Raw genomic sequence first — 19,175 nt, forward strand, 5'->3', positions numbered from 1 at the left:
TGGTGATCTTTCGGGGTGAACTTCGGCCCCGATTGCTGGCATGCAAGGTTTGCGCCCGGGTTTTCGCCGGACTGGCCGCGAAATAGCATTTCCATAATATGAAATCAAGAAGCACTATTTGAAATTTCTTAAATATTATGAGAAACTAGAGACTTGAATCTAATTTGCGTTTAAAACACGCCTTAGAGACAAGTTAGACACAAGCTTTGTGCGCAGCCCCAAAGTTGTGGATCAGGTTAACTAGCGTTACTCAGGAGACAAAAATGGCTGCCAATCCAAATGAAGCCGGTGCTGACAACTTACGCACCGCCGCCAACGACGCCTTGGGCGAAGACGCCCTGGACAAAGACAAACAGGAAACCCGGGAATGGATGGACGCGCTCTCAGCGGTCATCGAGAGCGAAGGCCCTGAACGTGCCCACTTCCTGTTGGAGCAACTGCTCGAACATGCCCGCCAGAAAAGCATTGACATGCCTTTTTCGGCCAACACCGCTTACGTCAACACCATAGAAACCGACCAGGAAGAGCGCTCCCCCGGCAACCTCGAAATTGAAGAGCGCCTGCGCGCCTACATGCGCTGGAATGCCATGGCCATGGTGGTCAAGGCCAACCGCCTGCACCCTGCGGATGGGGGCGATCTGGGTGGCCACATTGGCTCATTTGCTTCGCTGGCCAGTCTCTTCGGCGCTGGCTTTAACCACTTCTGGCATGCCGAGAGCGAAAACCACGGCGGCGACTGTCTCTACATCCAGGGGCATGTGTCGCCGGGCGTGTATGCACGCGCCTACATGGAAGGCCGCCTGACGGAAGAGCAGCTGCTGAATTTCCGCCAGGAAGTCGATGGCAAGGGGCTTTCCAGCTACCCGCATCCCAAGCTGATGCCCGAGTTCTGGCAGTTCCCGACGGTCTCGATGGGCCTTGGTCCCCTGATGGCGATTTACCAGGCGCGCTTTCTCAAATACCTGCACGCCCGCGGCATCGCCAACACCGAAAACCGCAAGGTGTGGGTGTTCTGCGGCGACGGTGAGATGGATGAAGTCGAATCGATGGGCGCCATCGGCCTGGCTGCGCGCGAGAAGCTCGACAACCTGGTGTTTGTCATCAACTGCAACCTGCAGCGTCTGGACGGCCCGGTCCGCGGCAACGGCAAGATCATCCAGGAACTCGAAGGCGAGTTCCGCGGCGCCGGCTGGAATGTCATCAAGCTGATCTGGGGCAGCAACTGGGATCCATTGCTGGCGCGCGACAAGGACGGCGCCTTGCGCAAGGTCATGATGGACACGCTGGACGGCGACTACCAGGCCATGAAGGCCAACGACGGCGCTTACGTGCGCAAGCATTTCTTTGGCCAGAACCCCAAGACGCTGGAGATGGTCTCCAAGATGAGCGACGACGACATCTGGAACCTGCGCCGTGGCGGCCACGATTCGCAAAAGGTTTATGCGGCCTTCCATTCGGCCGTCAACCATACCGGCCAGCCCAGTGTGTTGCTGATCAAGACCGTCAAGGGTTTTGGCATGGGCAAGATTGGCGAGGGCAAAAACACGGTGCATCAGACGAAGAAGCTGACGGACGATGACATCAAGATTTTCCGCGACCGCTTCAACATCCCCATTCCAGACAGCCAGCTGGCCGACCTTCCGTTTTACAAACCCGCTGACGATACGCCCGAGATGCGCTACCTGCATGAGCGGCGCAAGGCCCTGGGCGGCTACCTGCCGCACCGCCGCGTCAAGGCCGACGAGAGCTTCACCGTGCCCGCGCTGGAAACCTTCAAGGCCGTACTCGAGCCGACCGCCGAAGGCCGTGAAATTTCGACCACGCAAGCCTACGTGCGCTTCCTCACCCAGCTGCTGCGCGACCAGGCGCTCGGCCCGCGCGTGGTGCCTATCCTGGTCGATGAAGCCCGCACCTTCGGCATGGAAGGCCTGTTCCGCCAGGTGGGCATCTACAACCCTGAGGGCCAGAAGTACACGCCGGTCGATAAAGACCAGGTGATGTATTACAAGGAAGACATCAAGGGTCAGATCCTGCAGGAAGGCATCAACGAAGCCGGCGGCATGAGCAGCTGGATCGCGGCGGCCACCTCGTACAGCACCAACAACCGGATCATGGTCCCGTTTTACGTGTACTACTCGATGTTCGGCTTCCAGCGCGTCGGCGACCTGGCCTGGGCGGCGGGCGACATGCAGGCGCGCGGCTTCCTGTTGGGCGGCACCTCCGGGCGTACCACGTTGAATGGCGAGGGCCTGCAGCACGAAGACGGCCACAGCCACATCCTGGCGGGCACGATTCCCAATTGCATCAGCTACGACCCGACCTTTGCCCATGAGGTGGGCGTCATCCTGCACCATGGCTTGAAGCGCATGGTGGAAAAGCAGGACAACGTGTATTTTTACCTCACGCTGCTCAATGAAAACTATCCGATGCCAGGCCTCCAGCCCGGTACCGAAGAGCAGATCATCAAGGGTATGTACCTCTGCAAGGAAGGCGCCAAGCTCACGCCGCGCGTGCAGCTCCTGGGCTCCGGCACCATCCTGCGTGAATCGATTGCCGCGCAGGAACTGCTTGAGAAAGAGTGGGGTGTTGCCGCCAACGTGTGGAGCTGCCCGAGCTTCAATGAGCTGGCCCGCGACGGCCAGAACACCGAACGCTGGAACCTGCTGCACCCGACCGACAAACCCCGCGTGCCTTTTGTGGGCGAGCAGCTCGACAAGCACGCCGGCCCCGTTGTGGCATCGACCGACTACATGAAGGCTTACGCCGAGCAGATCCGGCCGTTTATCCCCAAAGGGCGCACCTACAAAGTGCTGGGCACCGATGGATTTGGCCGTAGCGACTTCCGCAGCAAGCTGCGCGAGCACTTTGAAATCAACCGCCACTACATCGTGGTTGCGGCCCTGAAGGCGCTCAGCGAAGAAGGCACGGTTCCGGCTGCCAAGGTTGCCGAAGCTATCAAAAAGTACGGTATCAATGCCGACAAGATCAATCCCCTTTATGCCTGATGCAGGTTTGACGCATCAGCCAGCAAGCAATCGGAGACAACAATATGGCAGTGGTAGAAATTCAAGTTCCTGATATTGGGGATTTCGACGAAGTAACGGTTATTGAGTTGCTCGTCAAACCGGGTGACACCGTGAAGGCCGAGCAATCGCTGATCACGGTGGAGTCCGACAAGGCATCCATGGAGATTCCGTCCAGCCAGGCTGGCGTGGTCAAGGAACTCAGGGTCAAGCTCGGAGACAAGGTCAAGCAAGGTTCTGTCGTGCTGACGCTGGAAGCGTCCGCCGGCGCTGCGCCGGCACCGGCCGCAGCGGCAGCTGCACCGGCGCCAGCCACTAGCAGTGCCCCGGTATCGGCACCTGCCCCCGCACCTGCGGCCGCCCCGGCAGCAGCTGTCGGCCCGGTCGAAGTCCGCGTGCCCGACATCGGCGACTTCAAGGACGTGTCCGTCATCGAGGTGCTCGTCAAGCCGGGCGACTCCATCAAGGTCGAGCAGTCCCTGGTCACCGTGGAGTCCGACAAGGCCTCGATGGAAATTCCGTCGTCGGCTGCGGGCGTGCTCAAGGAGCTCAAGGTCAAGTTGGGCGACATCGTCAACATCGGCGACCTGCTGGCCGTGCTGGAGGGCACCACGGCAACTGCCGGAACATCGCCAGCGCCCGCGCCGGCTGCGCCAGTCGCTGCTGCACCTGTTGCTGCGCCAGCCGCCGCCTCGGCCAGCGCACCGGCTGCCGCAGCCTTGCCAGCGCATGAACCCGCCACGGCCCTGCAGGGCAATTTGCCGCACGCCTCACCGTCGGTGCGCAAATTCGCCCGCGAGCTTGGCGTGCCCCTGGCAGAGGTCAAAGGCTCGGGCCCGAAAGGCCGCATCACGCAGGACGACGTGCAGGCCTTCACCAAGGCCGTGATGACCGGCGATACCCGGACCCAGGCGCAGGCCGCCAAGGCGCCCGCAGCCTCCGGCGGTGGCGTGGGTCTGGACTTGCTGCCATGGCCCAAGGTCGACTTCACCAAGTTCGGGCCAGTCGAGCGCAAGGACATGTCCCGCATCAAGAAGATCAGCGGCGCCAACCTGCTTCGCAACTACGTGATGATCCCGCACGTCACTAACCATGACGATGCCGACATCACCGAGCTGGAAGCCTTCCGCGTTTCGACCAACAAGGAAAACGAGAAGGCAGGCCTGAAGGTCACCATGCTGGCCTTCCTGATCAAGGCCAGCGTTGCGGCGCTGAAGAAATTCCCCGAATTCAATGCCTCGCTGGACGGTGACCAACTGGTTTACAAGCAGTACTACCACATCGGTTTTGCCGCCGACACGCCCAACGGGCTGGTCGTTCCCGTGCTCAAGGATGCCGACAAAAAAGGCGTGCTGCAGATCAGCCAGGAAATGGGCGAACTCGCGAAGAAGGCGCGCGACGGCAAGCTCACGCCCGCCGAAATGCAGGGCGCCAGCTTCACCATCTCGTCGCTGGGCGGCATTGGCGGGCGTTACTTCACGCCCATCATCAACGCGCCGGAAGTCGCCATCCTCGGCGTCTCCAAGAGCCAGATGGAACCTGTGTGGGATGGCAAGGCCTTCCAGCCGCGCCTGATGCTGCCCATGTCGCTGGCCTGGGACCACCGCGTGATCGACGGCGCCGGCGCCGCGCGCTTCAACGCCTATCTCGGACAAATCCTCGCCGACTTCCGCCGCGTTCTTTTATGACAACGTTGGTGGTTGTGAAGAAGGCGGGCCAGATTGCCATTGCCGCGGACACACTGGTCACGTTCGGCGATACCAGCCTGACCCACCGGTTTGAGGCCAACAGCAAGATATTCAAGGTGGATGTGCCCGTGGTGGGGCCGAGCTACATCGGCATGGCCGGCACGGTGGCGCACTTTCCCGCACTGCGCAAGGCCATGGCCGCGCTGCCCAAGGAGCAGCTCAGGCTGGGGTCCCGCGACGAAGTGTTTGACACCTTCATCAAGCTGCACCCTCTGCTGAAAGACACGTTTTTCCTGCAAACCAAGGAAGACGACAACGACCCTTACGAGTCCAGTCAGTTCACCGTGGTGATTGCCAACGCCAGCGGCATTTACGGCCTCTACAGCTACCGTGAAGTCTTTGAGTTCAAGGAGTTTTGGGGTATTGGATCGGGCCGCAGTTTTGCGCTGGGGGCCATGCACGCCTGCTGGGACAAGGCCAAAACCGCCCGCGAAGTGGCCATGGCGGGTATGAATGCCGGTTGCGAGTTCGACAAGAATTCCGCTGGACCCGTTGAAGTATTTACTCTCAAATTGAAAGCCTCCAAATGAGCGCATCTTCGAGTCTCATCGATATCAAGGTACCGGACATTGGCGACTTTGACGAAGTGTCCGTGATTGAAGTGCTGGTCAAGGCCGGCGACACCATCAAGGCCGAGCAGAGCCTGATCACCGTGGAAAGCGACAAGGCATCGATGGAAATTCCGTCGAGCCAGGCCGGCGTGGTCAAGGAAGTCAAGGTCAAGATTGGCGACAAGGTCAAGCAGGGGTCTCTCGTGCTGGTGCTTGAAGGCACCAGCACGAGCTCCCCTTCGGGGCAAACTAGTTCTCCCCCACCCCAACCCTCCCCCCAGGGGGAGGGCTCGAAAAACCAGGTTACAGCCCCAGCCGCTGCACCGGCACCTGCGCCCGTTGCCAGTAGCTACTCCGGCACGGCAGACCTCGACTGCGACGTGCTGGTGCTGGGCGCGGGCCCTGGCGGCTATTCGGCTGCATTTCGCGCTGCCGACCTGGGCCTCAAGGTCGTGCTGGTGGAGCGCTACGCGACCCTTGGCGGCGTCTGCCTCAACGTGGGCTGCATTCCGTCCAAGGCGCTGCTGCATGTGGCAGCCGTCATGGATGAAGTCAGGCATTTCGACAGCCTGGGCGTGAGCTTTGGCGAGCCGGTACTGGACATCAACAAACTGCGCACGCACAAGGAAAAAGTCGTCGGCAAGCTGACGGGCGGGCTCGCCGCCATGGCCAAGATGCGCAAGGTCACCGTGGTCCGCGGCTACGGCAGTTTTGTCGGCGCGCACCATGTCGAGGTGCAGGAAACCTTGGGTGCCGCGCAAGAGACCACCGGCAAGAAGCAGACCATTGCCTTCAAGCATTGCGTGATCGCGGCAGGCTCGCAAGCGGTGCGCCTGCCTTTCATGCCCGAGGACCCGCGCGTGGTGGACTCGACGGGTGCGCTGAACATGAAAGAAGTGCCCAAGCGCATGCTGATTCTGGGCGGCGGCATCATCGGCCTGGAAATGGGTACGGTCTATTCCTCGCTGGGCGCGCGCCTGGACGTGGTTGAAATGCTGGACGGCCTGATGCAGGGCGCCGACCGTGACCTGGTCAAGGTCTGGCAGAAAATGAATGCGCCGCGCTTTGACAACATCATGCTCAAGACCAAAACGGTGGCGGCGAAGGCGACTGCGGCCGGCATTGAAGTCAGCTTTGAAGGCGAGGGCGCTCCCGCACCGCAAACCTACGACCTGGTGCTGCAGGCAGTGGGCCGCACGCCGAACGGCAAAAAGATCGCAGCTGAAAAAGCTGGCATCAGCGTGACCGACCGCGGCTTCATTCCGGTCGACATCCAGATGCGCACCAATGTGCCGCATATCTTCGCGATTGGCGATGTCGTGGGCCAGCCCATGCTGGCGCACAAGGCGGTGCATGAAGCGCATGTGGCGGCTGAAGTGATTGCCGGCGAACTGCAGGGCAACAAGGAACTGGCGAGCGCCGCTTTCAATGCCCGCGTGATTCCGAGCGTGGCGTACACCGATCCCGAAATTGCCTGGGTCGGCCTGACCGAAGACCAGGCCAAGGCGCAGGGCATCAAGGTCAAGAAAGGCCTGTTCCCCTGGACGGCCTCGGGCCGCGCGATTGCCAACGGCCGCGATGAAGGTTTCACCAAGCTGCTGTTTGACGACAGCCCCGAAGCGCATGGCCATGGCAAGATCCTCGGTGGAGGCATTGTGGGCACGCACGCCGGCGACCTGATTGGCGAGATTGCCCTGGCGATTGAAATGGGCGCGGATGCCGTCGACATTGGCAAAACCATCCATCCGCACCCTACGCTCGGCGAGAGCATGGGCCTGGCAGCCGAGGTGGCGCATGGCAGCTGTACCGATATTCCGCCGGCGCGCAAGTAAGCCCGAAAGGCTGCTGAGTTATCGCTGAAAACGCTACAAATTCAGTAGCCGGCCGCGCAGATTCCGCAAGGGCTGCGCGGATTTTTTATGCTGCAATAACGCGTGTGAGCGGCTTGACCGCATGGATTTGAATTTCCTGCAGATATGGCACGAGAAGGCTACGGATGGTAGGCGTAGAAATTTCCGGGCATGCTGGCGTTTTTGACGCCACATTGAGTCAAGATTCGCTTATCACGGCTTGCGCCGGAACTGAGTCTGCATATCCCGATCCCAACGCAGCAAGCACTGCGCCAGGAATTCAGCAAAGCCGTCTGCCGGCGGTGACAGCGCACGCGCGACAGGTCGATAAATGCAGACATGCCGGATCGTCTCCGGCTCGACTATGCTTCGCATGACGAGGCCAAATGCCGCCGCCAGCGGGGCGACGTAGGTGGGCGCCAGCGTTGCGGCAAGCCCATGCGAGGCAAGACCGAATGCGGTCGTGACGTTGTCAACCACATCGATGGGGATGATGCGTGTGTCCGCCGGCAGGTTGACGAACATCTGCGCGACGCCGCCTTCGTGATCACGCCCGGTCGTGACCAGCGGCACATCACGCAAATCTTGCCAGCGCACGCGGCCGAGCCGATTGAGCCGATGGGTCGGGGCGCACCACAACACCCATGGGGTTGCAAATACATGTTCGCAACGAACCTCGTCGCCCGTCGGGCGGTCCGGGCCGATCGCGAGGTCCACGTCGCCACTCGCGACGCGTGCGACGAGTTGCTCGACCGGTGTGTCACAAATACGCACGATGACTTTTGGCTTCTCGAGCGCATACTCAGCGATGGCCGCCGGCAGTGCCGTGCCGGCCAGCACCAGGGGCGCGCCCACGCGCACGATGCCCGCGGCGCGGTTGCGAATATCGTCCGCCGATTGTGCGGCAGCCTGCACATGGCGCAAAACGGACTCGGCCGAAGAGAGGAAATCCTTGCCCGCACTCGACAGGCTGACACGCCGCGTCGTGCGGTCGAACAGCCGGAAGCCCAGCTCCGACTCCAGTTCGGCCAGTAGCTGACTCACGGCCGACGACGTTAAACCGAGCCGTTGCGCCGCCGCGCTGATGCCGTGGAGGTCGGCGATGGCGAGAAATGCTTCGAATTGTCGAAGGGTGACGCGGTTCAGAGGCATGAGTGGATTGTAAAGAAAAACTTACGAATGCAGGAAAATCGATTGATTGTCCAGCGCGACGTTCGGATAGACACTCTCTTCACGACGCGCCGCCCCCAACCAATGGCCGCCCGCCGCGGACCCAGTTGTAGTGCCTGCCTCGCCCGTTTTTTAACGTATCCAGTCCTCACGAAGAGAGTCACAATGTTCGAGCATATTCCCTCCTATCCCGGCGACCCTATCCTCAGCCTCAACGAGGATTTCCAGAGCGATCAACGCGAGAGCAAGGTCAACCTCAGCATCGGCATCTATTTCGACGATGCAGGCAAGCTGCCGGTGATCCGCGCCGTCGGCATCGCGGAAACGGAAATGCTTGAGGTCATAGGTCCGCGCCCGTATCTGTCCATGGCGGGCCTAGTACCCTACCGCGACGAGGCGCAGGCGCTCGTGTTCGGCGCCGACAGCGAGGCGCGGGCGCGCGGTCGGATCGCGACCCTGCAAACGATAGGCGGCTCCGGCGCCCTCAAGGTCGGCGCCGATTTTCTGAAACGCCATTTCCCGGCTTCCCAGGTCTGGATCAGCGATCCGAGTTGGGAAAACCATCGGGTTGTGTTCGAAGGTGCGGGCTTCACCGTGAACAATTACCCCTACTACGATCCGCACACGGGAGGTGTGCGCTTTGCCGAGATGCTCGATGCGCTCAAGCGCTTGCCAGCGCAAAGCATCGTGTTGCTGCACGCATGTTGTCATAACCCGACTGGGGTTGACTTGAACGATGGGCATTGGGGCGAACTTATTCCCGTGTTGCAGCAACGGCGCCTGATCGCATTCGTTGACATGGCCTATCAGGGATTCGGCGCAGGACTGGACGAAGATGCGTCCTGCATCCGCTTGCTCGCATCCGCTGGCGTGCCGCTCGTGGTTGCCAATTCGTTCTCCAAGAATTTTTCGCTTTACGGCGAACGGTGTGGCGCGCTCAGCGTGCTGTGCGAAACAGCCGATGAGGCGGGCAAGGTATTGGGCCAACTGACATCGACTGTGCGCGCCAACTACAGCAGTCCTCCAACCCACGGCGCGCGCATCGTCGCCAGCGTGCTGGCCACGCCATCTCTGCGCGCAATGTGGGAGCGGGAATTGGGCCTGATGCGCGAGCGTATCGTCGCGATGCGGCACGCCATGCACGAGGGCTTGAGCGGCCACGCGAACGAGTTCCTGCGGGCGCGCTACCTCACGCAGCACGGCATGTTCACCTATACGGGCTTGACAGAAACGCAAGTCGAACGGTTGCGTAAGGAGCACGCCGTCTATCTGTTACGTTCCGGGCGCATGTGCGTCGCGGGATTGAATGAACGCAACGTCGGCGAAGTGACGAAGGCGATCGCCAGCGTGCTCTCCAGCGCGGCTTGAGTCGGGAACAGGACACCATGTCGATTGAAAAAATCCCATCCGCTGCGCAGGATCGTGCCGCGATGCACCACGACGAGTGGCAAGCCCGGGTGCAACTGGCGGCCTGTTACCGTATCTTCGCGCTGCTCGGCTGGACGGAGTTGATCTACAACCATATCACCCTCCGCTTGCCGGGCAGCGTCAGTGGAGATGAGTGCCAGTTTTTGATCAATCCGTTCGGACTCCACTACAGCGAGGTCACCGCCAACAAGCTCGTGAAAATCGATTCGCGTGGCAACATTCTGGATGGATCGCCGTATCCCGTGAATCCTGCCGGTTTTACCTTGCATGCGGCCATCCATGGAGGCGTGCCGGGCGCACATTGCGTAATGCATACGCATACGACGGCGGGCGTTGCTGTGGCCTGCCTTGAACAGGGTCTGCAGCAATCAAACTTTTACAGCGCGCAATTGCACGACATGCTCGCCTACCATGATTTCGAGGGCATTACGATCCATCCCGAGGAAGGACCGCGCCTGCTGGAACACATTGGTAACCGGCCTGCGGTGATTCTGCGCAATCATGGCTTGCTGACGTGGGGGCAGACGCTGCCGCAGACCTTCGCGATCTTGTGGACCCTGAACCGCGCGTGCGAAATTCAACTGGCCACGCTTTCGATGGGAGCGGCGCGCCTGATCCCCGACGCGGTGGCGCGAAGCTGCACACGCGACGCGTTGCAGTTCGATCCCCTCCACGGCGCGGGGCAAGACATGTTCGACGCCCTGGTGCGGCAAATCGATCGTATCGATCCCTCTTACAAGGAATGAAATGATGAAAATTTGTATTTATGGTGCCGGTGCGATCGGTGGTTGGATTGGTGTCAAGCTGGCCCAAGCGGGTTGCGAGGTGAGCGTGGTGGCGCGCGGCGTGACACTCGCGGCGATCCAGCAACATGGGCTCCGGCTCGACGAAGATGGCGCAAGCCATGCGGTCAGCGTGCGCGCGAGCGCGTCGCCGGCCGATCTCGGGCCGCAGGATCTCGTGATCGTTGCCGTGAAGGCTCCCGCGATGGGGGCCGTCGCGACGCAGATTGCACCCTTATTGAAACTGGACACGATGGTCTTGACGGCGATGAATGGCGTGCCATGGTGGTTTTGTGCCGGGCTAGATGGGAAAAATGCCGGCCAGCGCTTGAAGACGATCGATCCTGACGGCGCGATCGCCGCGGCCATTCCGGCTGCGCAGGTGGTCGGCTGCGTCGTGCATGCCAGTTGCCTGCTCAAGGAACCCGGCTACGTGCTTCACCGCCAGGGTCATGGTTTGATACTCGGCGATGCGGCAGGCCAGTCGGGAGCGCGTGTGCAATCGCTGTGCGCGAAATTGATCGCCGCAGGCTTCGATGCTTCGGTGTCCGAGCGCATTCAGCGCGACGTCTGGTACAAGCTTTGGGGCAACATGACGATGAATCCCGTCAGCGCGCTGACGGGGGCGACGACGGATCGCATTCTCAGCGACGATCTGGTGCGCGAATTCGTCACCTGCGTGATGCTTGAGGCAAAGGAAATCGGCGCGCGCCTTGGCGTGCCCATCGATCAAGAACCGGCCGACCGGCATGCGATCACGCTCAAACTGGGCGCAATAAAAACTTCCATGCTGCAAGATGTCGAAGCTCGCAGGGCGGTCGAACTCGATGCCTTGGTCGGCGCGGTGGGAGAGCTGGGCCAGATCGCCGGGGTGCCGACGCCATTCACCAACGCCTTGCTGGGCCTGGCGCGTCTGCAGGCGCGTACCTTGGGACTGTATCCGAAGGATTGAGTCGGGTCGCACGCACAGGCCGTCATGCCATCCGATCTTGTGGTGCAAACCCGATGGCTGTCGCAGGCTGCCTGGCCGAGAATGGCTGTTCTTATCTGGAGAAGCCATGTTCGAAGCCCGGTCCGTTGGTCGTTTCGTGGGTCGTTTGTCACGCCGCCGTTTCAACCTGGCCATCACGGCTGGTGCCAGTGCGGTGTGTGTGCCGCTGTTGGCCCAGCCTGCCTGGCCGAACAAGCCGATACGCCTGATCGTGCCTTACACGCCCGGCGGCTTCACCGACCAGATGGCGCGCATCGTCCAGGTCGGCCTGCAAAACCGCCTGCAGCAAACCGTCACGGTGGACAACAAGCCCGGCGCCAACAGCATCATTGGCGTGGACATGCTGGCCAAAGCCCCGGCCGATGGCAGTACGTTTGCGGCGGTCATCGCGGCCTATGCCGCCAATACCACGCTGTACCCCAAACTGCCGTATGACCCGCGCAAGGATTTAACCGGCGTCTCGTTGATGGGCGTGTCGCCGCTGCTGGCCGCCGTCAACAACGACGCACCTTTCCAAACCGCGAAAGAGCTGATTGACTACGCACGGGCCCATCCCGGCAAGGTCAGTTTTGGCTCATCCGGCAATGGCTCGGCCGCGCACCTGACCACCGAGCTGCTCAAGTCCCTCACCGGGACCTACATGGTGCACATTCCCTACCGCGGCGCCGTGCCGGCGCTCACCGATTTGATGGGCGGGCAGATTCAGCTGTTTTTTGATGCCGCCACCGGACTTATCAACCAGGGCAAGGCCGGCAAGGTCCGGTTGATTGGCGTGTCCAGCGATCGCCGCCTGCCGGCTGTACCCGACGTGCCGACCTTCATCGAGCAGGGATTTGCCGGCTTTACCGGCAGCACCTGGGCCGGCATGCTGGCGCCGGCAGCCACGCCCAAAGACATCATCAGGCGTATGTCGGAAGAAGTGGGGCGCATCATTCGCAGCGATGAAACCCGGGCCCGGCTGGACGCCATGGGCACTTTTGCCGCGGGAGGCACGCCGGAGGAATTTGATGCGTTTATTGCGGCCGAAACGGCCAAATGGGCGAAGGTGATCAGAGATGCCGGCGTCAAGGCCGACTGATCGGTGCACAGGCAGATGCTGCCTGCGCGGACCTATTCGCCAGCCGGGTTACCTGGCGGCGCGCTGCCTTGCACGCGGCGGGCGCCGTCAAAGCGGCGCGCCCAGTAGTCGACGCCCATGCTTTCCACCCGGACTTCTGCGCCCGGTTTGGGGGAGTGGATGAACTTGCCGTCGCCAACGTAAATGCCCACGTGGCTGAACGCGCGCCTCAGGGTGTTGAAAAACACCAGGTCGCCGGGCTGCAAGTCGTTTTTGTCAATGCTTTGAGTGGCCGCAGCCTGCTGCTCAGCCTTGCGCGGCAGCAACAGGCCCACGCTTTGCTCATAAATGGCACGCACAAAACCGCTGCAGTCAAAACCGGTTTCAAGGTTATTGCCGCCCCGTTTGTAAGGCACGCCCAGGAAGCCCATGGCATTGACGACCAACTCGGACGCCCTGTCGCGGACGTTCTGGCGAACCTGGTCAATTCGGGTGAGCAGGCCTTTGTCGGCCAGCAGCTTGTCCATGTCATCAGCAGAGTTGCCGGGCGCTGCGTGTGCACTGAGCGCCAGCAGGGCGGCAGAGGCAATGACGAGGGCAGGGGCAAACATTCGCATGGCGTGGAGCTTACTTGAAGGATTGGTCCTGCGTCAATCTCATGTTGTTTCTTGATTGCGATTACAACCCATTGATTTGTAACGACTTAACACGACCCAACACGACGATAAAGCCTCTCCTAATGAGAAAGTGCTATGTTTGTTTACGAAAACGACTACATCGGAGCCCGATGCGTTCACTGGCCCGAGCGGCAAAAACAGGCCCGCCGTGGGATTATCTGTCGGGAAGCCCACGTGAAAATTGATTCCAGGCCGTCATCCGTCACCCAGACAATGGACGCCGGGAAAGGCTATTGATGGAGAAAAATATGGCATTAACCGGGTTGAAACAGGCACTTTTAGCTATTATTTTTGTAGCAATTTTCACGCCTGCACCGTCGGCTCGCGCCCAAGACCAGGCGCAGCCTGTTCGCCCGGAAACCGTGGCGGCGGGCCTGGAGCACCCATGGGGTGTGGCTTTTCTACCGGGTGGGCGTTTTCTGGTGACGGAACGTCCCGGCCGGATGCGGGTGGTCCACCCGGACGGCAGACTGGGCGCCCCCCTCGCCGGGCTGCCCCGGATCGACGCGGGCGGGCAGGGCGGTTTGCTCGATGTGGTGCTTGACGCCGATTTTGCGAACAACCGCGGCCTTTACTTCTGTTTTTCCGAGCCGGCCACCACGGGCAACGGCAACAGTACAGCCCTGGCACGCGCTACCCTGAGCGCAGACCAGGCCCGCCTGGACGATGTCAGGATCATCTTCAGCCAAAAACCAAAATTCGCCAGTTCGGCCCACTTTGGCTGCCGCATCGTCGAAAGCCGCAGCCCCGGCGTGAACGGCCGGCCTGACGGCAAGCTGTTTTTGACCTTGGGCGAGCGTTTTTCGCGCCGGGAAGATGCCCAAAAACTCGACAACCACCACGGCAAGATCGTCCGCATCAACAAGGACGGCTCCGTACCCCCGGACAACCCCTTTGTCGGAAAGGCCGGGGCCTTGCCGGAAATCTGGAGTTATGGCCATCGCAATCCCCAAGGTGCCACGCTCACACCCGATGGCAGTTTCTGGATGCATGAGCACGGACCGCAGGGTGGAGATGAAATCAATCTTCCCCGGGCCGGCGCCAATTACGGCTGGCCGGTCATCACGTATGGGGAAAATTATGGCGGCGGCAAGATCGGCGAAGGCCTGACGGCCAAAGCGGGCATGGAGCCGCCCCTGCATTACTGGGTCCCGTCGATTGCGCCTTCGGGCATGGCGTTTCTGACCAGCGAGCGTTATGGCAAGGCCTGGCAGGGCAACCTGTTTGTAGGCTCGCTCAAGTTTGCCTACCTGGACCGCATTGAGCTGTCGGCGCCTTTCGGGGGCAAGGTGCTTCGTGAAAGCAAGCTTCTGGTCGAGGTGGGCGAGCGCATTCGCGATGTGAGGCAGGGCCCCGATGGCCTGCTTTATGTGCTGACGGACAGCCGCAACGGCAAGCTGATACGCCTGCTGCCTGGCGGGTAACGCGAGCGGAGCGGGCTACCCTGCTGCGGCAATGAGATCAAGCTCGACCGACGCATTCTTGGGGAGCTGGACGACGCCCACCGAAGTGCGCGTGTGAACGCCGGCAGGGCCCAGAACGGCATAGAGCACCTCTGACGCGGCGTCGGCGACCTCGCTTTGCTGGGTGAAGTCTTGAGCCGATTGCACGTAGACCGTCATGCGAAGAATGTGTTTCACACGCTCCAGGCTTCCGAGGCTTTGCCGCAGCAGTGCGAGCGCGCGCATGGCACAGACTTTGGCCGCCAGCTGGGCCTGAGGAACTGAAACTTCCGCTCCGGCGCGGCCCGTGACGACGACGGTATTTCCGACGCGCGGGATCTGGCCGCTGACGTAGACCTGGTCGCCGTGTTGCACGACGGGGACGTAATTTCCGCCGATTTTGATTTCACCGTCGAAGTTGTAGCCGAGTGCGGCTGCTGCGGCGGCGAACCGGGTTTCGCGTGAGTCTTCCATGAACTGTGGGTTCTTTCTGTGGGTTTCTTTGCAAGTGGTTCGGTTGCGTTTGACTGATGGGGAAACTATCCCGGCGGAGGGAAAACTCCCGCGTTTCACTTGGCGGTGAACACCGCGGGCAGTTTTTTGGGCGCCTTGATGCGCAGCTGCTTGTTGACGTTTTCCTGGCCAAACACCACCTCGATGTCGGCCACCGCCACACCGAACAGCGGCGCCAGGAAGCGCACCATGTGGTCGGTGGCCTTGCCGCTCTTCGGCGCGGCGGTGACGCTGACTTTGAGCTGCGTGCCTTTGGGCTTGCCAATGGCGTCGCGGCTGGCGGCGGGCTTGCCCAGGATGTTGACCACCAGCACATCCCCGTCCCAGGCAAAAAACGAGTCGCCGGTGGCGTTGCGCGGTGCGGCCATTCAGTTGGGGCTCTTCAGCCGCAACAGGCTGACGCCCAGCAGGCCGAAGGCGCCGCCGCAGATGCGGTTGAACAGGCGGGCCCGGTGGGCCGTGGCGAACCAGCGGTGGGTGCGCTTCGCCAGCAGCACGTAGGCCACGTGAGATGTCAGCACGCAGGCGGTGAAGGCGCTGGTCAGCGCGAGGAATTGCGGCAGCACCGGGGTGTCCGGATGGATGAACTGGGGAAACAGCGCGGTGAAGAACAGGATGCTTTTAGGGTTGGTCAGCGCCACCAGCAGGCCCTGCCGGAACAGGACGGCATTGGTTTTTCCGGGCTGCGCCTCGGTGGGCAAAGGCTTGTCGAACATCGAGGTTTTGCTCGTCCACTGGCGGTAACCGAGGTAGACCAGGTACACCGCGCCCAAGGTCTTGAGTACCGTAAACAGCCAGGCCGAGGTGTGCAGCAAGGTGCCCAGGCCCGCCATCGCCGCGCCGGAGACAGCGAACACGCCCAGCACATTGCCGGCAGAGCTGCACAGCGTTTTGCGCGGCCCCCAGGCGACGGCGTTGGAGACGGCCAGCAAAATGCCCGGCCCGGGGCTGAAGGCAGTGACCAGCGAAATGGTGATGAACAGGAGCCAGGCGGAGGGGGTCATGGGCGCAGAGTTGAGAAATTGGAAATGAAAAATCGGAAATGAGAGATGGCAGGAGTGAATTTACCCCAGCAAGGCAGTTAAGGTTTTTGTTAAACAGGCTCGGCGCCGCGAAATCGGGTGCCTGCGATCCTGGCGATTCCGGGAAAGCACCTGAGAAGCTTCTTGCCCGCCTTGCCAAGAGCGCGCATCGGCGATGGGCGGCCTTTCGGGCTCACCAGGCAAACGGCTTCCCCTTGCGGGCCGGCCGTCAGTGTGATCCAGCCGTCCTGCTCGATAAGGTGCACCTGCCCGGGTTCCAGCGGCGTCCTGGCGCGAAAGACCCGCTCGCCCAGCCAGAGCGGCGTGCCTATCACTACCAGGCTGCCCGAGGTGCTGAGCAAGGAGATCCCTGCCTTGGACCAAAGAAACAGGGATTCGCCAGCACCAAGCTGGAGAGCTTGCAGCGGCTTCGGGTGAACTTGCATGGGGAGCTCCATTCAGGAAAGGAAGCCCTTAGGTTAGTGACGATGCCTTATTCCCGACAGAGGCAATCAATGCCTTTCTGTATCGGTACAGATGGCTATTTATCCATCTGTTATGGTTCGATTTCGGCCCATCTGTGGCTGTGTCACTGCTGTCCCTTCACGGATCATCTGGTTTTACGGTTTTATTTAGTTTATGGATGCGCAACCGCTTTACCTCCGGCTCTCCAGCCACTACCGCCAAGCCATCCAGTCTGGTGTGTTGCTGCCCGGCCAGCGCATGCCCTCGGTTCGGGCCCTGACCCGGTTGCATCAGGTCAGCCTGTCGACAGCCGTGGAGGCCTGCCATACGCTGGAAGATGAAGGCTGGCTGGAAGCGCGGCCCCGTTCGGGCTACTTTGTTCTCAGGCGGCGCCGCGTGGACATTCAGCCGCCCAGTGAGCCCGAGGCCGGCCGCAAGCTGGATCCGGCGCAGTATGTCGGCATCCATGACCGTGTCTCGGACTATGTGGCCAAATGCAATGTGTACCCCCTGGTCACCAACCTGGCCGCCGCACATGGCCCACCCGAGGTCTATCCCTCCGAGGCTCTGAAGAACGCGGCCACCCGGGCCTTGCGCAAGCATCCCCACCTGCTCGTCAGCGCGGTGGATCTGCCCGGCGATTCACCGCTGAAGACCGTGCTGGCCCGGCGCGCGCTGGCCGCAGGTATGCAGTTGTCGGCCGAAGAGATTGTGGTGACGCACGGCTGTATTGAAGCGCTCAACATCGCGCTGCGGGCGGTGGCGCAGCCGGGCGATACCATCGCCGTCGAATCCCCGACCTATTACGGCTTGCTGCAGGTCCTGGAAAGCCTGGGCCTGCGCGCACTGGAGATTCCCACCAGTCCCAAGCTGGGCCTTTCCGTGGAAGCGCTGGACCTCGCCTTTCAGACACATGACAGTATCCGGGCCGTGGTGGTCATGCCCAATTTCCACAATCCGCTGGGCAGCGTGATGCCCGATGCGGAGAAGGAAAAGCTGGTGGCCCTGTGCGAGCGCCAGCAGGTGGCGCTGATTGAAGACGACACCTACGGCGCGCTGGGCCATGACGACATTCCACTGAAAGCCGCCAAGGCCTGGGACCGCAGCGGCTCGGTGATTTACTGTGCATCGCTGCGCAAGATTTTGGCACCCGGCCTGCGCCTGGGCTGGATGGCCGGCGGTCGCTGGCAGGCCCGCATCCAGATGCTCAAGTACGCGCAGAGCCGCTCCAATGAGGCGCTGGCCCAGATCACCGTGGCTGAGTTCATGGCCTCCAGCGCCTACGACCGTCACATGGTCCGCTTGCGCCACCTGCTCAATGTGCAGCGCGAACAGATGGCCGAGGCGATTGCGGCGCACTTCCCGGCGGGTACCCGACTGTCTGTACCCGGTGGCAGCATGTTGTTGTGGGTGGAGCTGCCGCCCGGCACCTCCGCGCAGGCCGTGTTCGACGCCGCGATCCGGCAGGGCATACGGGTTGCGCCCGGCTCGATGTTTTCCAACTCCAGCCGCTTTGACCACTTCCTGCGCATCAGTTGCGCCTCTCCGTTTTCCAGTGAGGCCGATCAGGCTCTGCGCAAACTGGCCGCCATCGTGTCGGCGCAGGTTCTGGACGCTCCGGTCTGAACGCGTGTTTATGTGTGGATGCGTATGGTTTTTGCCAAGCCCTTCACCAAGCTTTTTATTTTCTGATGCAGGCAGCTATCGCTTTAATGGCAAATGAAAAAAGAAAAGCCTAATGCGCAGCCTGCTGGCCACGCTTGACGAAAAACAGGCCCGCACCTACCGCCATGAGCAGGCCGCCAAACAGGCGGTTCTGCACCTTGATGGCGCGGGCATTTTTAAACAGGGGCTGCAGCCGGCTGGCGGCAAAGGCATAGCCGTGCATGACCACGGTGTCCACCGCCACCGTGGTCATGGCAATGACCAGCAGCTGGAGCCAGAGTGGGCGGCCCTGGCTGATGAACTGAGGCAGCACGGCCACCATGAAGAGGATGCCTTTGGGGTTGGTCGCATTGGTCAGCAAGCCTGTGAGGCAGCGTTTGCGCGATGACGGAACGCTCGCTTCGTTTGCCGGTGCGCCCACATCATCCGTCATGATGGCGTCCGGTGAACGCCACTGTGACCAGCCTATGTACATCAGGTAGGCGGCCCCCAGGGTTTTGACAATGTTGAACGCCAGCTCCGAGGCCAGCAGCAGCGAGCCAACACCTGCGCCGGCAACCACCAGGATCATCAGCAAACCGGCCTGCAGCCCGGCGATGGTGGCCTGCGTGCGTTTAACGCCATAGCTCAGGCCGTGGCTCATGGCCAGGACGGCGCCCGAGCCCGGTGAAATCGCTATCAGGATGGAGGCGAGGAAATAGGCGGTCCAGGTGTCAATGGCCATGGTTTTTTTGCGGTGATGAGGGGTCAGGGACGACGCGTACGGAAGCGGTTCGGAGAGGATGGAGAGG

17 protein-coding genes are annotated in these 19,175 nt (G+C 61.5%); 10 read left to right on the forward strand and 7 right to left on the reverse strand.

What is annotated here, in order from left to right:
• Window positions 1-263 precede the first annotated feature (263 nt).
• Genes aceE through lpdA form a run of 4 tightly spaced genes read left to right on the forward strand, consistent with a single transcriptional unit; the run spans window position 264 to window position 7,154 of the window.
• Window positions 264-3,005 (forward strand): pyruvate dehydrogenase (acetyl-transferring), homodimeric type, encoded by a 2,742-nt coding sequence (gene aceE, locus AC1DUR_RS12545; RefSeq protein WP_477721649.1) that lies wholly within the window; start codon window positions 264-266, stop codon window positions 3,003-3,005.
• 44 nt (window positions 3,006-3,049) lie between these two features.
• A complete protein-coding gene (gene aceF / locus AC1DUR_RS12550; RefSeq protein WP_477721650.1) occupies window positions 3,050-4,711 on the forward strand; it encodes a dihydrolipoyllysine-residue acetyltransferase in 1,662 nt (553 codons plus the stop codon).
• Window positions 4,708-5,301 (forward strand): MFS transporter, encoded by a 594-nt coding sequence (locus tag AC1DUR_RS12555; RefSeq protein ID WP_477721651.1) that lies wholly within the window; start codon window positions 4,708-4,710, stop codon window positions 5,299-5,301. Before aceF ends, AC1DUR_RS12555 begins: the two co-directional genes overlap by 4 nt.
• Window positions 5,298-7,154, forward strand: coding sequence for a dihydrolipoyl dehydrogenase (lpdA, locus tag AC1DUR_RS12560; RefSeq protein ID WP_477721652.1), 1,857 nt, complete (start codon window positions 5,298-5,300; stop codon window positions 7,152-7,154). Before AC1DUR_RS12555 ends, lpdA begins: the two co-directional genes overlap by 4 nt.
• 231 nt (window positions 7,155-7,385) lie before the next feature.
• On the opposite strand, the gene AC1DUR_RS12565 is transcribed toward lpdA, so the two are convergent.
• Complete coding sequence (locus AC1DUR_RS12565) at window positions 7,386-8,324, reverse strand: LysR family transcriptional regulator (RefSeq protein WP_477721653.1); 939 nt, start codon at window positions 8,322-8,324, stop codon at window positions 7,386-7,388.
• Window positions 8,325-8,507: 183 nt separating this feature from the next.
• Between AC1DUR_RS12565 and AC1DUR_RS12570 the strand changes: the two genes are divergently transcribed.
• The 4 genes from AC1DUR_RS12570 to AC1DUR_RS12585 all read left to right on the forward strand — a co-directional run bounded on the left by AC1DUR_RS12570 (window position 8,508) and on the right by AC1DUR_RS12585 (window position 12,621).
• Complete coding sequence (locus AC1DUR_RS12570) at window positions 8,508-9,710, forward strand: amino acid aminotransferase (protein ID WP_477721654.1); 1,203 nt, start codon at window positions 8,508-8,510, stop codon at window positions 9,708-9,710.
• Between the two features lie 17 nt (window positions 9,711-9,727).
• Window positions 9,728-10,516, forward strand: coding sequence for a class II aldolase/adducin family protein (locus AC1DUR_RS12575; protein WP_477721655.1), 789 nt, complete (start codon window positions 9,728-9,730; stop codon window positions 10,514-10,516).
• A gap of 4 nt (window positions 10,517-10,520) precedes the next feature.
• Complete coding sequence (locus AC1DUR_RS12580) at window positions 10,521-11,504, forward strand: 2-dehydropantoate 2-reductase (RefSeq protein WP_477718214.1); 984 nt, start codon at window positions 10,521-10,523, stop codon at window positions 11,502-11,504.
• A gap of 106 nt (window positions 11,505-11,610) precedes the next feature.
• Window positions 11,611-12,621, forward strand: a complete 1,011-nt coding sequence (locus tag AC1DUR_RS12585) for a tripartite tricarboxylate transporter substrate binding protein (protein WP_477718061.1) — start codon at window positions 11,611-11,613, stop codon at window positions 12,619-12,621.
• Between the two features lie 32 nt (window positions 12,622-12,653).
• Here AC1DUR_RS12585 and AC1DUR_RS12590 read toward each other — a convergent pair whose 3' ends face one another.
• A complete protein-coding gene (locus AC1DUR_RS12590; RefSeq protein ID WP_477718062.1) occupies window positions 12,654-13,217 on the reverse strand; it encodes a C40 family peptidase in 564 nt (187 codons plus the stop codon).
• A 296-nt stretch (window positions 13,218-13,513) separates the two neighbouring features.
• Between AC1DUR_RS12590 and AC1DUR_RS12595 the strand changes: the two genes are divergently transcribed.
• The gene (locus AC1DUR_RS12595; protein ID WP_477718063.1) at window positions 13,514-14,701 is read left to right on the forward strand and encodes a PQQ-dependent sugar dehydrogenase; all 1,188 of its coding nucleotides are present in this window, start codon (window positions 13,514-13,516) and stop codon (window positions 14,699-14,701) included.
• 15 nt (window positions 14,702-14,716) lie between these two features.
• On the opposite strand, the gene AC1DUR_RS12600 is transcribed toward AC1DUR_RS12595, so the two are convergent.
• The 4 genes from AC1DUR_RS12600 to AC1DUR_RS12615 form a co-directional block, all read right to left on the reverse strand.
• Window positions 14,717-15,193: a RidA family protein gene (locus AC1DUR_RS12600; protein ID WP_477718064.1), complete on the reverse strand. Its 477-nt coding sequence runs from the start codon at window positions 15,191-15,193 to the stop codon at window positions 14,717-14,719.
• Window positions 15,194-15,288: 95 nt separating this feature from the next.
• Window positions 15,289-15,600, reverse strand: a complete 312-nt coding sequence (locus AC1DUR_RS12605; protein ID WP_477718065.1) for a DUF167 domain-containing protein — start codon at window positions 15,598-15,600, stop codon at window positions 15,289-15,291.
• The gene (locus AC1DUR_RS12610) at window positions 15,601-16,236 is read right to left on the reverse strand and encodes a LysE family translocator (protein ID WP_477718066.1); all 636 of its coding nucleotides are present in this window, start codon (window positions 16,234-16,236) and stop codon (window positions 15,601-15,603) included.
• 89 nt (window positions 16,237-16,325) lie between these two features.
• Window positions 16,326-16,700 (reverse strand): hypothetical protein, encoded by a 375-nt coding sequence (locus AC1DUR_RS12615; RefSeq protein WP_477718067.1) that lies wholly within the window; start codon window positions 16,698-16,700, stop codon window positions 16,326-16,328.
• A 193-nt stretch (window positions 16,701-16,893) separates the two neighbouring features.
• Between AC1DUR_RS12615 and AC1DUR_RS12620 the strand changes: the two genes are divergently transcribed.
• The gene (locus AC1DUR_RS12620) at window positions 16,894-18,345 is read left to right on the forward strand and encodes an aminotransferase-like domain-containing protein (protein ID WP_477718068.1); all 1,452 of its coding nucleotides are present in this window, start codon (window positions 16,894-16,896) and stop codon (window positions 18,343-18,345) included.
• 109 nt (window positions 18,346-18,454) lie between these two features.
• Here AC1DUR_RS12620 and AC1DUR_RS12625 read toward each other — a convergent pair whose 3' ends face one another.
• Complete coding sequence (locus tag AC1DUR_RS12625; RefSeq protein WP_477718069.1) at window positions 18,455-19,108, reverse strand: LysE family transporter; 654 nt, start codon at window positions 19,106-19,108, stop codon at window positions 18,455-18,457.
• Window positions 19,109-19,175 lie beyond the last annotated feature (67 nt).

Source organism: Polaromonas sp. P4_F4 (assembly GCF_056401355.1).

Coding starts and splice junctions, on each gene's coding strand:
- aceE (WP_477721649.1), top strand. CDS start 264: ATGGCTGCCAATCCAAATGAAGCCGGTGCTGACAACTTACGCACCGCC.
- aceF (WP_477721650.1), top strand. CDS start 3,050: ATGGCAGTGGTAGAAATTCAAGTTCCTGATATTGGGGATTTCGACGAA.
- AC1DUR_RS12555 (WP_477721651.1), top strand. CDS start 4,708: ATGACAACGTTGGTGGTTGTGAAGAAGGCGGGCCAGATTGCCATTGCC.
- lpdA (WP_477721652.1), top strand. CDS start 5,298: ATGAGCGCATCTTCGAGTCTCATCGATATCAAGGTACCGGACATTGGC.
- AC1DUR_RS12565 (WP_477721653.1), bottom strand. CDS start 8,324: ATGCCTCTGAACCGCGTCACCCTTCGACAATTCGAAGCATTTCTCGCC.
- AC1DUR_RS12570 (WP_477721654.1), top strand. CDS start 8,508: ATGTTCGAGCATATTCCCTCCTATCCCGGCGACCCTATCCTCAGCCTC.
- AC1DUR_RS12575 (WP_477721655.1), top strand. CDS start 9,728: ATGTCGATTGAAAAAATCCCATCCGCTGCGCAGGATCGTGCCGCGATG.
- AC1DUR_RS12580 (WP_477718214.1), top strand. CDS start 10,521: ATGAAAATTTGTATTTATGGTGCCGGTGCGATCGGTGGTTGGATTGGT.
- AC1DUR_RS12585 (WP_477718061.1), top strand. CDS start 11,611: ATGTTCGAAGCCCGGTCCGTTGGTCGTTTCGTGGGTCGTTTGTCACGC.
- AC1DUR_RS12590 (WP_477718062.1), bottom strand. CDS start 13,217: ATGCGAATGTTTGCCCCTGCCCTCGTCATTGCCTCTGCCGCCCTGCTG.
- AC1DUR_RS12595 (WP_477718063.1), top strand. CDS start 13,514: ATGGAGAAAAATATGGCATTAACCGGGTTGAAACAGGCACTTTTAGCT.
- AC1DUR_RS12600 (WP_477718064.1), bottom strand. CDS start 15,193: ATGGAAGACTCACGCGAAACCCGGTTCGCCGCCGCAGCAGCCGCACTC.
- AC1DUR_RS12605 (WP_477718065.1), bottom strand. CDS start 15,600: ATGGCCGCACCGCGCAACGCCACCGGCGACTCGTTTTTTGCCTGGGAC.
- AC1DUR_RS12610 (WP_477718066.1), bottom strand. CDS start 16,236: ATGACCCCCTCCGCCTGGCTCCTGTTCATCACCATTTCGCTGGTCACT.
- AC1DUR_RS12615 (WP_477718067.1), bottom strand. CDS start 16,700: ATGCAAGTTCACCCGAAGCCGCTGCAAGCTCTCCAGCTTGGTGCTGGC.
- AC1DUR_RS12620 (WP_477718068.1), top strand. CDS start 16,894: ATGGATGCGCAACCGCTTTACCTCCGGCTCTCCAGCCACTACCGCCAA.
- AC1DUR_RS12625 (WP_477718069.1), bottom strand. CDS start 19,108: ATGGCCATTGACACCTGGACCGCCTATTTCCTCGCCTCCATCCTGATA.